The 12,228-nt window shown below is 64.1% G+C and carries 11 protein-coding genes; 5 read left to right on the top strand and 6 right to left on the bottom strand.

The window, feature by feature from the left end; translation table 11 throughout:
- Window positions 1-23: 23 nt before the first annotated feature.
- Both A5634_RS00450 and A5634_RS00445 read left to right on the top strand, forming a co-directional pair.
- Complete coding sequence (locus A5634_RS00450) at window positions 24-1,220, top strand: cytochrome P450 (RefSeq protein ID WP_065142119.1); 1,197 nt, start codon at window positions 24-26, stop codon at window positions 1,218-1,220.
- 62 nt (window positions 1,221-1,282) lie between these two features.
- Window positions 1,283-2,497 (top strand): cytochrome P450, encoded by a 1,215-nt coding sequence (locus tag A5634_RS00445; protein WP_065142118.1) that lies wholly within the window; start codon window positions 1,283-1,285, stop codon window positions 2,495-2,497.
- A 16-nt stretch (window positions 2,498-2,513) separates the two neighbouring features.
- Here A5634_RS00445 and A5634_RS00440 read toward each other — a convergent pair whose 3' ends face one another.
- From A5634_RS00440 to A5634_RS00425, 4 genes are read right to left on the bottom strand one after another with little or no spacing between them, the layout of a single operon-like run.
- Window positions 2,514-2,891 (bottom strand): DUF5073 family protein, encoded by a 378-nt coding sequence (locus A5634_RS00440; RefSeq protein ID WP_065142117.1) that lies wholly within the window; start codon window positions 2,889-2,891, stop codon window positions 2,514-2,516.
- A complete protein-coding gene (locus A5634_RS00435) occupies window positions 2,891-3,679 on the bottom strand; it encodes a heavy metal-binding domain-containing protein (protein WP_065142116.1) in 789 nt (262 codons plus the stop codon). The genes A5634_RS00440 and A5634_RS00435 overlap by 1 nt, the downstream gene beginning before the upstream one ends.
- A 59-nt stretch (window positions 3,680-3,738) precedes the next feature.
- Window positions 3,739-3,933, bottom strand: coding sequence for a ferredoxin (locus tag A5634_RS00430; RefSeq protein ID WP_065142115.1), 195 nt, complete (start codon window positions 3,931-3,933; stop codon window positions 3,739-3,741).
- The gene (locus tag A5634_RS00425; RefSeq protein WP_065142228.1) at window positions 3,930-5,111 is read right to left on the bottom strand and encodes a cytochrome P450; all 1,182 of its coding nucleotides are present in this window, start codon (window positions 5,109-5,111) and stop codon (window positions 3,930-3,932) included. The genes A5634_RS00430 and A5634_RS00425 overlap by 4 nt, the downstream gene beginning before the upstream one ends.
- A gap of 216 nt (window positions 5,112-5,327) precedes the next feature.
- Here A5634_RS00425 and A5634_RS00420 point away from each other — a divergent pair, with 216 nt between their 5' ends.
- Window positions 5,328-6,152: an LLM class F420-dependent oxidoreductase gene (locus A5634_RS00420; RefSeq protein ID WP_065142114.1), complete on the top strand. Its 825-nt coding sequence runs from the start codon at window positions 5,328-5,330 to the stop codon at window positions 6,150-6,152.
- A 12-nt stretch (window positions 6,153-6,164) separates the two neighbouring features.
- Here the strand turns inward: A5634_RS00420 and A5634_RS00415 are convergent, their stop codons facing one another.
- A complete protein-coding gene (locus A5634_RS00415) occupies window positions 6,165-6,566 on the bottom strand; it encodes a hypothetical protein (protein WP_081290118.1) in 402 nt (133 codons plus the stop codon).
- A gap of 341 nt (window positions 6,567-6,907) precedes the next feature.
- Between A5634_RS00415 and A5634_RS00410 the strand changes: the two genes are divergently transcribed.
- A complete protein-coding gene (locus tag A5634_RS00410) occupies window positions 6,908-7,531 on the top strand; it encodes a TetR/AcrR family transcriptional regulator (RefSeq protein ID WP_155769269.1) in 624 nt (207 codons plus the stop codon).
- Here A5634_RS00410 and A5634_RS00405 read toward each other — a convergent pair.
- Window positions 7,523-8,752 carry a cytochrome P450 gene (locus A5634_RS00405; RefSeq protein ID WP_065142112.1) on the bottom strand — a complete coding sequence of 410 codons (1,230 nt, stop codon included), beginning with the start codon at window positions 8,750-8,752 and terminating at the stop codon, window positions 7,523-7,525. The genes A5634_RS00410 and A5634_RS00405 overlap by 9 nt on opposite strands.
- 175 nt (window positions 8,753-8,927) lie before the next feature.
- Between A5634_RS00405 and A5634_RS00400 the strand changes: the two genes are divergently transcribed.
- Entirely contained in the window at window positions 8,928-12,212 is a 3,285-nt protein-coding gene (locus tag A5634_RS00400) for a helix-turn-helix transcriptional regulator (RefSeq protein WP_155769268.1), read from the top strand.
- Window positions 12,213-12,228 lie beyond the last annotated feature (16 nt).

Raw genomic sequence — 12,228 nt, 5'->3', positions numbered from 1 at the left:
TTGCCGGGTATGAAGGGGCGCAGATGGGGTTACCGCGGCTGTCCTGGGACCCCTTCGATCGCCGTCTGCACCGGGATCCCTACGCGGTATGGAAGCGACTGCGCGACGAGGAGCCCGTCTATTACAACGCGGAGTACGCGTTCTACGCGCTGAGCCGGTTCGACGACGTGTTGGGCGCGTCGCTGGATCCGGCTACGTTCTCGTCTGAACACGGCGTCACGCTCGACGGGATCACCGATGATCCGTGGGCATCGCCCAAGCCGATGATCATGATGGATCCGCCGGAACACACCGCGATGCGAAAAATGGTCAACCACAGTTTCTTTCGGAGCCGGGTGGCCGAGCTCGAGGAGCGAGTCAGAATCTTGTGCCGCGGCTATCTGGACGCGGTCCTAGGCGCCGATGGTTTCGACTACGTGCGCGACTTCGCCATGAAATTGCCGGTGATGGTAATCAGCTCGCTACTGGGCTTCCCGGAGGAAGATCACGACGACCTGCGGGAGTGGACCGACTCGCAGATCCATCGTGAGGATGGGACCGCGACGCGCGGCGAATCCGGACTTCAGGACTACCAGAAGCTGATTGCCTACTACAACGAACAGATCCGCAGGCGGCGCGAAGCCCCCCAGGGCGACATCGTGAGCGAGCTGATGGCTGCGGAGCTCGTCCAACCCGGTCACCCGGATCGCCGCCTCGACGACGGCGAGCTGCTGATGTTCGTCGCGCTGATCAACGTCGCCGGCAACGAAACGGTGGCGCGGCTACTCGGGTGGGCGGCTCTCACGCTGGCGCGCAACCCGGATCAGCGGGCCACGCTCGTCGACAACCCGCAGCTGATCGGGGGAGCGATCGAAGAGCTGTTGCGCTATGAAGCGCCTTCGCCGGTGCAGGGCCGCTACACCACGGCAGACGTCACCTGTCACGACACCGTCATCCCGGCCGGTTCCCGGGTGGCGCTCCTGACCGGCTCGGCCGGCCGCGACGAGCGCCAGTACCGCAACCCCGATGTTTTCGATGTGCAGCGCACCGGAATTCGGCACCTCAGCTTCGGTCACGGTAGCCACTTCTGCCTTGGCGCCGCGCTGGCACGGCTGGAGGCCAGGATCGCAATCGAGGAGACCCTGGCACGGTTTCCGACTTGGGACGTGGACGAGCGGGCCGTGGAATTCGTGCACACCAACTCGGTGCGCGGTCCGGCGCGTGTTCCGATGATTCTGTAGTGCCGTCAACGGGCTCAACGCCCGGTGCCCCAGCTGAACAAATGATGTTCTATTGTTCATTAATGCCAGCACCTCCTACTGCGACAACCGCCCGATTCGACGAGCCGACGTTCTACCTGGGCGATCCCAACTCGACATTTCGACACCTGCGGGAAACCGACCCGGTGCACTGGTACGAGGAGGGCAAGTTCTGGGTAATCACCAAGTACGACGACATCAAGTCGGTGTCAACCAGGCCCGAGCGGTTCAGGTCCGAGCGCATCGCGATCATGATGGACTTGATCGCCCACCGCGAAGGCCGTGACCCGCAGAACTACGGCAGCCGGGGAATCATGTTCACCGATCCCCCCGAGCATCGTGCGTATCGCAAGGCCATCGGTGTCCGCTTCACGCCTGCGGTGGTGCAACAGTTGGATAGCCGGATCCGCGGGGTGATCCGTGGCATCCTCGACGGACTTCCAGAGGGTGAATTCGACTGGATCGCCCGTGTTGCCGAGCCCATCCCGGTGTACGTGTTCGCGTACCTACTCGGCGTGCCCGAAGCGGACTGGCCGCAGGTCTCGGGATGGGCCACCACGATCGCGAACGCGGGCAGCGGATTGGCCACCGACGACGACTTCCAAGTGATCTTCGGTGAAATCGCTCCCTACCTCATGGGTTTGGTTGCCGAGCGGACTCGCGAGCCTGCCGACGACCTGCTGACCATGCTGACCACCGCCAGCGTCGACGGCCAGCCGTTCGACGAGGTACAGGTGATGACCTACGCGCTGACGCTGTTGGCAGCGGGTAGTGAGACCACTCAGAGCCTGTTCGCGGGTTTGGCGGATTGCCTGGACCGTTACCCGGAGCAGGCCGAAAAGCTGTTCGCTGAGCCACTTTTGAGTGCCAACGCCGTCGAGGAGACGCTGCGGTACTGGACACCGGTAATGAGCATGGCGCGCCAGGCGGCATGCGACGTCGAGTTGCGCGGTACCCGGGTGCGCGCCGGCGACGGTGTGCTGTTGGCCTACGCCTCGGCGAATCGCGACGAGGAACACTGGGGCGCCACCGCCGAGACCTTTGACGTGACCAGGGCCGGGGCCGCCTCGCATCTGGGATTCGGTGTGGGCGAACACTTCTGCATGGGTGCGGCACTGGCCCGTCGCGAAGCCCGCCTGCTTCTCGAGGAAGTCATCATGCGCGCCAATGGGATTCATGTCACCGGTGAGCGCATTGCGCGGGCGTCCGCTTTGGTGCACACCCACGACCGGCTTCCGGTCAGGCTGAATTACCGCTGATATCGAACTGGGCAACTCAGGATGGATAGCTGGTGGCCAGGGCTTCGACGGCGGCATTGATGTTCGGGACCACTGTGGTGCCATAGCGGGCCACGATCTGGCCGAGTGATCGGGTGATGTGGGGGCCGACCGCGTCGGCCAGCAGAACGTCCTCGGCGATGACAATGCCGTTGACGATATGCCCGGCGAGCAGCCGCCCGTCACGGGCGATTTCGTAGCGCCAATCACCGATCTGGACGCGCTCTGGTGCGGAAGAGAAAATCCCGCGCCGGGCCGGCGTGTGGACTACTCCGGGCAGGTTGGCGAACACCTTCACCACCATCGCGACCCCGCCGGGACCCGACAGCGCGCCCGCTATCGTGCGGCTCACGCGCTCGGCGTCGAATCCCGTCATCAGTTGTCCATCGGCAGAACGAACGTCGGCTTGATGGTCTCCCCACTGCCGGTGCGCCGCACCGCAGTTCCGGCCGTGTAGAACTCCACGGTGTGGTGTCCCCAGGCGTAATTCGAAATGGAGAAGTGCACTCCCACCACACCCGTCGCGCCGTCCCGCTCGGCTTCGGTCTGCATGCGCGACATCGCCAGCTCACGGGCCTGGTAGTTGCCCTGGGTCCATTGCGGCATCTCCATGTTGCGACCCATTTGCCTGAGGGTTTGCATGAAACCCTGTACGGCGATATGGAATACACAGTTGCCCATCACGAACGCCACCGGGGAGAAGCCGGACCGCAGCAAGGTCACCATGTCCTGGCCGGACAGATGGCTGGAGAACGCCTGCCCGTTGGGCCGCCGAAATGCTCCGGGCTTCTCGGTGTATCGCACCGCGGTCCCGACGGCCATGAACTCCAGGTGCTCGCCGCCCTCGCCGTGGTGGCGCCAGCTCAGACGGACCCCGACGATTCCGTCGGCCTGCAGCGAATCGGCCTCGGCCTGCATACGAGCCATCGCATTCCACCGCGCCCGGTAAGTCGCCTCGGTGAGGACACCCAACTCCTGTTGTTGGCGCATACCGGTGAACTGGAACCCGACGTGATACACAGACACACCCATCACGAGCTCGATCGGCTCGAATCCGGCACCGTGTAGCAATGCGAACTCGTTGATCGACAAGTCGGAGGTGAACGACTTGGCGGCGTGCGACAACCGCTCGCTCGCCACCGGATCTAGCGCGGTCGGTTCCATGTGTAGGCGTCCCTTTCAGTGGTTTGCGTGCGTCAGCGTACCGAGCAGCCCGTGCTACCTCAGTCCGACAGCGTGATCGCCTCTTCTGGGCAGTTTTGTGCACCAGTTACCGCCTGCTTCGCGAGTTCTCCGGAGACCTGCTCGACGCGCAGGATCGCATGTCCGGTTTCGTCCGCGTCGAAAACGCCGGGCGCCAGGGAGTAGCAGCGTCCGTGGCCCACGCAGCGGTCGGCGTCGATCCAGACGTGCGTCATCGTGACGGAACCGGAAACGTCAGCGGCAGCGCTTCGACCGAGCGAAGCGCGGCTGTGTAGCGCAGCTCGGTACCGGGTGGGATCTCGTAATCGGGTATGCGGCGGTGGAATTCACGCAGAGCTACCCGCAGTTCCATGCGTGCCAGGTGAGATCCGAGACAACGGTGTGGACCCCCGCCGAAGGCCCGGTGCCGATTGGGGTTCCGCTCGAAGTCCACGACCTCGGGATCGGGAAACTCGGCCGGGTCGGTATTGGCCGCGCCCAGCAACGGGCTGACTCGGTCGCCCTTGCTGATCGGGCACCCGCCGATCTCGACGTCTTGCATGGCGACCCGTACGACGCCGGGAACCGGGGTCTCCCAGCGCAGTAGTTCCTCCACGGCGTGTGGCAAGATCTCGGGCCGTTCGACGAGCTCGCGCCGACGCTCGGGGTGTCGTGCCAGGTATACGAAGAAGCAGTCCAGTGAATCGGTCACCGTGTCGAGTCCGGCGATCAGGAACAGAAAGCAGATGTCGAGCAGTTCCTCGCGCGACAAGGCCGCACCGTCTTCCTTGAAGCTCGCGGCGATCATCGCCGACAGCACGTCGTCGCGGGGATGGGCGATGTGGTCGTCGATGGCCCGCTCGAAGTATGCGTAGATTTGCTCGGCTACCGGGGCTGAGGCTGCGTGGCGATCGTCCCAGTCTGTCGCACCCGCTGGGCGGATCACGCCGTCCTTCCACTCCAAGAACCTGTCCAGGTCTTTTAGCGGCAGACCGAGTAACTGCAAGAAGACGGTGCAGGGCAGCGGCACCGCGAACTCTTCGTGAAAATCGCATTCGCCTCGATCGGCAAAGCGATCGATCATCACGTTCACCAGATCGGTGACCATCGGTTCGCGCCGCGCCATCTCCCTGGGGGTGAACAGCGGATCCAGGATGCGGCGGTATTTCGCATGATCGGGCGGGTCGATCTGCAGCGGGATCAGCGGCCGCAGGTTGCCGAGGTCAACGGCGTCCATGTTCGAGGAGAACAGGTCGGTGCGCTTGAGGGCCATCTCGATATCGGCGAGCCGACTGAGAACCACCGCTTGCGGCGATCGGAACACCGGCGCTGATTCGCGCAGCGCCTTGTACATGGGTTGGGGTTCGGCCAGCCCCACTACGGCCTGGTCGACAAACCCTTCGGCTTCTGTCATGTAGTCAGCCTGGCACCATGCCGCACGGCGGGCAATGATGCCATCACAGATTTCGATGGGTGCCATCACCAGGTTCTATAGCTTCTAGAAATATTTCGCCCCACTTCCGCGTTAGGTTGGTTGCACATTCACTAGGGAGGGCGCATCGGCAACGAGGCCGGGCGCGGGGGACCTGCTGATCGAGCTTTCGATTGTCTACTAGCACAAGAGGTTCGGATGAATTCCTCCCGCCGAACTCGGGTCGCAGTTCAACTTTGGCCCGGCGGTACCCAGAGCTACGCCGGTTGGCGCCAGGCCGTGCTCGACGCCGAGGCCATGGGTGCCGACGTCATATTCGGCTACGACCACTTTCACAAACCATTTGTCGAAATCCGCAACGGCGTGCCAGAACTGCTGCCCGAGCAGCATGATGTCAACAACTTCGAAGGTTGGACCGCGCTGGCATCCTGGGGTGAGTTGACCACGCATGCCGAAATCGGGCTCCTGGTCACCGGGATCGGGTACCGCAACCCGGACCTGCTGGCCGACATGGCACGTACCGTCGATCACATCAGTGGCGGCCGACTCATTCTCGGACTCGGATCCGGTTGGTACGAGAAGGATTACGCCGCCTACGGATATGCCTACCCGACTGCGGGGGATCGATTCCGGCTCTTCGTCGACGGCCTGGCCCGGATCGAGAACCGACTCGCGCGGCTCATTCCGCCGCCCCTGCGCGAAATCCCGATCCTGATCGGCGGTTCCGGGGAAAAGAAGACGCTACCTCTGGTCGCCGGGTTCGCCGACATTTGGCACAGCTTCGAGCCGATCGATGAATTCCGCCGCAAGGACGAACTACTCAAGTGGTATGCCGAAGCTGCTCAACGTGACGACTCCGCGATCGAACGTGCGGTGGCATGGACTGGTCCCAGCGAGGCCGATCTATACCATAAGGAAGGCGTAACGCTGTTCACCGCGGAGATCAAGCCATCTGAAAAGGGTTATGACTTAACCACTCTCAGCGAGATGGTTGCCTGGCGTGACGGCGTGCCGATGCGGTAATCGAGCGGTGCGCTAGGACTTACGGCGCGCTCGCGCCACCGACACCGCGGCCCGGAATACTCCCCGCGCCGCGTAGGCCGCGGTCACCAACGACAGCAGAATCAGCACGACGAAGGTCGGCAACCAGTTGGCGCGGCTGTGGCTCACGTTCCACCAGACCACTGCGAACAACACCACACAGACGAACAGGACAATGTCGCGCCAGTTGCCGTGATACGACGACGCTGCCTTTCGGACGGCCCGCCCCCGGTCGGCGGCTTCCACCAGATCGTCGATGCGGGCGTCGATCGTGCGCTGAAGTTCGGCGCGCCGCTCGGTTGCTTCGGCCGGCAGCCGGTCGAGCAGGTCCATGTCCTGCTTGATCAAGCCGCGGAAGTCGGGTCCCCTGAACTGTCCCGCAGTCAGGGCCAGCATGATGCCGCCCAGAACCGGGGCGCTGTTCAGCGCGATCTGTCCAATACCGGCCACGTCCGCCTCACCTTCGGCTCATCGACACGATCTCTTCCCGTTGAGGATTGCCGATGGCGGGGGATCGGATCAACCTGGCTGGTTGGGGGCACGGGAGCGGTCTGGGCGCGGGTAGCCTGGCCGGGCTGGCGGAGTCCGCGAGCGGCTTTCATGGTTTGACGAAAGGCGTTGCTAAGTAATTGATTTCATAGCATCTGCGATCGGTTCTCGTGATGTCGGACTGGCGCAACCGCAGGTTAGTCGGGGCGCAGGCAAAAGGATGCGCCGCAACCACTAACATCCCCGGCATGGCCATAGCGGGCGTGCAGGGCCGCCGGACCAACCGGCGGGGCCTCGCCACGCGCGAGAACATGTTGGAAGGTGCGCTGCGGTCGCTGTCCTCCGGTGATCCGGGTGCGGCATCGGCCAACCGGATCGCCAAGGAGACCGGTGCCACCTGGGGCGCGGTGAAGTATCAGTTCGGCGACATCGACGGCTTCTGGGCCGCGGTGTTGCGCCGCACCGCCGAACGACGCGGCGAGCTACCGGCGAACGTCGTGTCCGACGGCCCGTTGCACAACCGGGTGGCAGTCATCATCGACACCATCTACGACGGTCTGACGTCCACCGATTCGCGGGCGATCGAGACATTGCGCCGGGCGCTGCCCCCGGACCGCGGGGAACTCGAGCGGCTCTATCCGCGCACCGCGGCCGAGCTCTCGTCCTGGCAGCACGGTTGGGCAGCGGCCTGCCAGAAAGCGTTCGCGGGTCTAGACGTCAATCCGGAGCGGGTGCGCGAGGTCGCCGCCTTGATCCCGGGAGCGATGCGCGGAATCAACTCCGAACGGCAACTTGGCACCTATGCGGACCTGGACCAGGCGCGGCGCGGATTGACCCGCGCGATCGTGGCGTATCTCGAAAGCTCAGACTGACGCCAGCTCGAACTCGATGGGAAGTGTTGTCGGCCCGGACAATTCGGTTGGCGCCCGCCAGGGGGCCGGACCGGTCCGCCTGACCTTCATCCGCCGGGTGAGGACGCACAGCGCTTCGCTCAGTTCGACTCTGGCCAGATGCGCACCCAGGCAGTAGTGCACGCCACCGCCGAGGGTCAGCATCGCCGGCGGTGTCGCCGCAAGTTGGTTGCGGGTGATGTCCAACTTCTCCGGATGCTGGTAGACCGTCTCGTCACGGTTGGCCGACGCGGTGTTGGCGATCACCACTGTGCCGGCCGGGATCACAACACCGCCGAGTTGAATGTCTTCGGTGGCTATGCGTATTGCCGCGAAGACGATCGGGGTGTGACGAATCAACTCCTCGACGGCTTGGGGTGCCAGTTCGGGATGTTCGGCGAGCAACGTCCACTGGTCGGGATGGTCGCAAAGCACTTGCACGGCGGCTGCAAGTTGGTTGCGGGTGGTGTCGGTGCCGGCGTTGAGCAGTATCGCGACCAAGCTCACCACCTCGTCGTCGGTGAGCCCGTCCGCCTGGGCGCGGATCAGCTCAGAGATCAGATCGTCGGTCAACGACGTGCGACGCCGTTCGACCAAATCCTTGATATATGCCTCGAGTTGCTCCCACGCGCCCAGGATGGCCGCCTCCTCGGCGGCGACGTTGGCCCCGAACGCCTTGCTGATGTCGGTGGCCCATAGCGAGAAGAGCTGCCAGTCCGATCGGGGCGCACCCAACAGCTCGCAAATGATGGGAATCGGATAGGGGCGAGCGATGTCGGCGACCAGGTCGCACCGTCCCGCGTGGGCTTGTCGATCGAGGAGGTCGGTGATGACCGCCTTGCAGGCGGTGCGCATCCGGGCCGCGGCCTTCGGGGTGAATGCGCGTGACACCAGGCGGCGCAGCCGGTGGTGTTCGGCGCCGTCGATACTGATCAGCAGCCGGCAGACGCGGTCATAGATGGGGCCGGAGTCGATGCCCTGGACCACCAGCCCGATGCCGCGTGGCATCGCGAACCGGGGATCGCGCAGCACACTTCGGACCAGGTCGTAGGTCAAAACCTCGGGTCCGTACCGCCCCAGGGCGATCGGGGCCCGCTGGCGGGCCTGCCGGATCAGGCCATGGATTTCGTCGGGATCGCAGGCGTCGTGATAGGCGATCGTGGGCAAATCCAGGTCGAACAATTTCGTGCTGCTACTGGTCATGACGGCCTTCCTCGGATCGGGTCGGAGTCGACTATCGCCGCGCTCGAGACCTCCGGCCATCGGCCAACCTGCCGATTTCTTTCGCGGAGCAGGTGGCGTATCTAGGCATGGCGTATAGGAATCATTGGCAATATCGCTGATGTTCTGCGATCTGCGTCACCGCATGCTGGCTAACATGAGCACGACTGAGTGGAGCGATGTTGGTGTGACTGGGCTGCCGACCGGAACCGTGACGCTGCTGCTGGCCGACGTCGAAGGCTCGACGCGGTTGTGGGAGACGCAGCCCGACGAGATGGCAGCCGCGGTGGGCCGGCTGGATCAGGCGCTGGCTTCAGCGGTTGCGGCCCATGACGGCGTGCGTCCGGTCGAGCAAGGTGAGGGCGACAGCTTTGTTATCGCGTTCGGGCGCGCGACGGATGCGGTCGCCTGCGCGCTCGCGCTGCAGCGAGCACCGATTGCGCCGATCCGATTGCGTATCGGGATTCACACCGGTGAGGTACGACTTCGCGACGAAAGCAACTACATCGGTCCAACCATCAACCGCACGGCTCGGCTACGCGACCTGGCCCACGGCGGTCAGACCGTGCTGTCGGGCACGACCGATGACCTCGTCGCCGAATCCCTGCCAGCTGACGCCTGGCTGACCGATCTAGGCGCTCACCCGCTGCGCGATCTAGCACGGCCGCAACGGGTGGTGCAGCTGTGCCACCCGGACTTGCGCAATGAGTTCCCGCCGCTGCGTTCCGCCGCTAACACCGCCACGCATAACTTCCCGGTCCAACTCACCAGTTTCGTTGGGCGCCAGAATGAAATCAGCAATTTGCGGGATGCGCTGGCAAGTAACCGGCTGGTCACGCTGACCGGAGCCGGCGGCGTTGGCAAGACCCGCCTCGCGGTGCAGGTCGCCACCGCCGCCGCAGGCGATTTCGACGACGGGGTCTGGTGGGTCGACCTGGCGCCGATCACAGCGGCCGAGGTGGTTCCGGTGACGGTGGTACGTGCGCTGGGTCTGTCCGACCAACTCGGCAGATCCACCGTCGACACTCTGCTACGTTTTGTCCGGGACCGGCACCTGCTGATCGTGTTGGACAACTGCGAGCATCTGCTGGATGCCTGTGCGTCGTTGCTCACCGAGTTATTCAGCGCCGCAATGGGATTAACCGTGCTGGCCACCAGTCGCGAACCGGTCAATATCGCCGGGGAAGTGACGTGGCAGGTGCCGTCGCTGTCGGTGGCCGACGAAGCCGTCGAACTGTTCGCCGAACGGGCCCGGCTGGCCCGTCCCGAGTTCGTCGTCACCGACGAGAACAGCGCGGCACTGGCTGAGATCTGCCAACGGTTGGATGGGATCCCGCTGGCGATCGAGCTTGCCGCGGCGCGGGTACGGGCACTGTCGTTGACCGAGATCGTCGACAGCCTGCACGACCGCTTCCGATTGTTGACCGGCGGATCGCGCACCGCGGTGCGCCGCCACCAGACGTTGCGCGCATCGGTGGACTGGTCACATGCGCTACTCACCGATACCGAGCGCATCCTGTTCCGGCGGCTGGCTGTCTTTTACGGTGGATTCGGTTTACCGGCAGCGCAATTCGTTTGTGGCGGCAACGACATCGAACCCTACCAGGTACTCGACCAACTGACTCTGCTCGTCGACAAATCGTTGGTCGTTGCCGACGACAGCAGCGGTCGCACCCGCTATCGACTGCTGGAGACGGTGCGCCAGTACGCGTTGGAGAAACTCGGCGAGTCCGGTGAGGCCGATGCCGTCCGGTCACGTCATTGCGATCACTACACGTCGATCGCCGCGTTACTGGACGCACCGGCACGCACCGACTACGAGCAACGACTCGAGCAAGTCGAACTGGAGATGGACAACCTGCGCAACGCACTGGGCTGGCACCTGGAAAACCGGGACACCGAGCAAGCTTTGGGACTGGCGTCGTCATTGCAACCGGTATGGCTGACCCGGGGCCGCATTCTGGAGGGCCTGGCCTGGTTCCATACGATCCAGGACGATTTCGATCAACCGATCGACGTGGCACCGACGGCACATGCGCGCGCACTCTGCGACGAAGCTGTCCTGAATATGTATATGGGCGAGCACACTAGTCGCGCGCAACGTGCCGTGCAGATAGCCCGCGAACTCGATGACCCGGCCCTGCTGGCCCGGGCGTTATCCGCATTGGGTTTGATCGCCGGCGCAACCTATGACGGGGAGTCCGCGGCGGCTTACTACGCGGAGGCGGTCGAGTTGGCCCGAGCCGCCGACGACCGATGGCGGTTGTGTCAAATCCTTGCCTGGCAAGCCAATACCGGGCTGAGCACTGGTGATCTGTCCGCGGCGTACCGGGCGGCCGATGAAGGACGTGGCATCGCAGATGCCATCGGTGACCGCGCCGGCTCACGCCAATGTCGGCTGATGATCGGCTACGCACTTCTGGTGCAGGGCAACGTAGGTGGCGCGATCTCGGAATTGAAGACGTTGACCGCCGACTGCGAGGAAGCGCACGACGAACTCACCAACGGAGTCGCCATGATGGGGTTGGGCATCTCGCTTGCCTATCACGGTGAGCTGGACGCGGCGGCCGAGGTCGCCAGTGCCGCGCTGAAGAGAGCTCCCGACCTCAGCGAATATTTTCTCGGGATGGCTAATGCGCAGTACTCCCAATTTTGCTTGGCCGCCGGCGATATCGAAGGGGCGTTCGATGCGGGTGAACGAGCCTGGCACGCCCTACGCGCGTTCCAGCTCCAGCCCGCTATTGCACAGCGCGTTTTCAATTCGGTCGAAGCGGCGTTGGGACGCGGCGACCTCGAGATGGCGCGACAGCAGGCCGATGCGGCCGTCGCGGTGGCCAAAGGCTGGCATCTGGTGGCGGGCCTGTCGGTACGTGCGCGCATAGCAAAAGCGGAAGGACACTTAGAGGTCAGCGAGCGCGACGCTCAAGACGCGCTGGCCTGTGCAGTCGACCGGAGCGTATACCTGCATATCCCCGACATCCTGGAAACCCTCGCCGGATTGGCCACGCGAGGAGGCAACCTACCCCAATCGGCACGGCTGTTCGGAGCGGCGACGGATTTGCGACAACGGATGGGCTTGGTGCGCTTCAAGGTTCACGAAACCGGCTACCAAGAATCGGTCGCCGAACTTCGAAATGGCATGGACGAAAACGCCTTTGACGCTGCCTGGGCTGAAGGCGCAACACTCACCATGGACGAGGTTGTCGCGTACGCTCAACGCGGTCGCGGTCAACGCAAGCGACCGGCCAGCGGCTGGCAGTCGTTGACACCGGCCGAGCGTGACGTGGCGCGGCTGGTCTGTGATGGCCTGGCCAACAAGGAGATTGCCGCGCGATTATTCGTGTCTCCCCGCACCGTACAGGCCCACCTCAGCCACATTTTCACCAAACTCGGCATCGCCTCGCGCGTACAACTTGTGCAAGAAGCTGCCCGCCAACGCTGACGCCGCCGGCGTTCGA

Source organism: Mycobacterium asiaticum (assembly GCF_001673365.1).
GTDB classification, from domain to species: domain Bacteria; phylum Actinomycetota; class Actinomycetes; order Mycobacteriales; family Mycobacteriaceae; genus Mycobacterium; species Mycobacterium asiaticum_A.
The sequence above is the reverse complement of the archived record's forward strand: the minus strand, read 5'-3'. Positions and strand labels throughout refer to the sequence as shown.

Excerpts from the sequence above, each read along its gene's own strand:
- A5634_RS00425 (WP_065142228.1), bottom strand. The coding sequence starts at position 5,111 with ATGACAGAAGCCGAAGGGTTTGTCGACCAGGCCGTAGTGGGGCTGGCC.
- A5634_RS00440 (WP_065142117.1), bottom strand. The coding sequence starts at position 2,891 with ATGACGGGATTCGACGCCGAGCGCGTGAGCCGCACGATAGCGGGCGCG.
- A5634_RS00400 (WP_155769268.1), top strand. The coding sequence starts at position 8,928 with ATGAGCACGACTGAGTGGAGCGATGTTGGTGTGACTGGGCTGCCGACC.
- A5634_RS00450 (WP_065142119.1), top strand. The coding sequence starts at position 24 with ATGGGGTTACCGCGGCTGTCCTGGGACCCCTTCGATCGCCGTCTGCAC.
- A5634_RS00435 (WP_065142116.1), bottom strand. The coding sequence starts at position 3,679 with ATGGAACCGACCGCGCTAGATCCGGTGGCGAGCGAGCGGTTGTCGCAC.
- A5634_RS00410 (WP_155769269.1), top strand. The coding sequence starts at position 6,908 with ATGGCCATAGCGGGCGTGCAGGGCCGCCGGACCAACCGGCGGGGCCTC.
- A5634_RS00445 (WP_065142118.1), top strand. The coding sequence starts at position 1,283 with ATGCCAGCACCTCCTACTGCGACAACCGCCCGATTCGACGAGCCGACG.
- A5634_RS00405 (WP_065142112.1), bottom strand. The coding sequence starts at position 8,752 with ATGACCAGTAGCAGCACGAAATTGTTCGACCTGGATTTGCCCACGATC.
- A5634_RS00430 (WP_065142115.1), bottom strand. The coding sequence starts at position 3,933 with ATGACGCACGTCTGGATCGACGCCGACCGCTGCGTGGGCCACGGACGC.
- A5634_RS00420 (WP_065142114.1), top strand. The coding sequence starts at position 5,328 with ATGAATTCCTCCCGCCGAACTCGGGTCGCAGTTCAACTTTGGCCCGGC.
- A5634_RS00415 (WP_081290118.1), bottom strand. The coding sequence starts at position 6,566 with ATGCTGGCCCTGACTGCGGGACAGTTCAGGGGACCCGACTTCCGCGGC.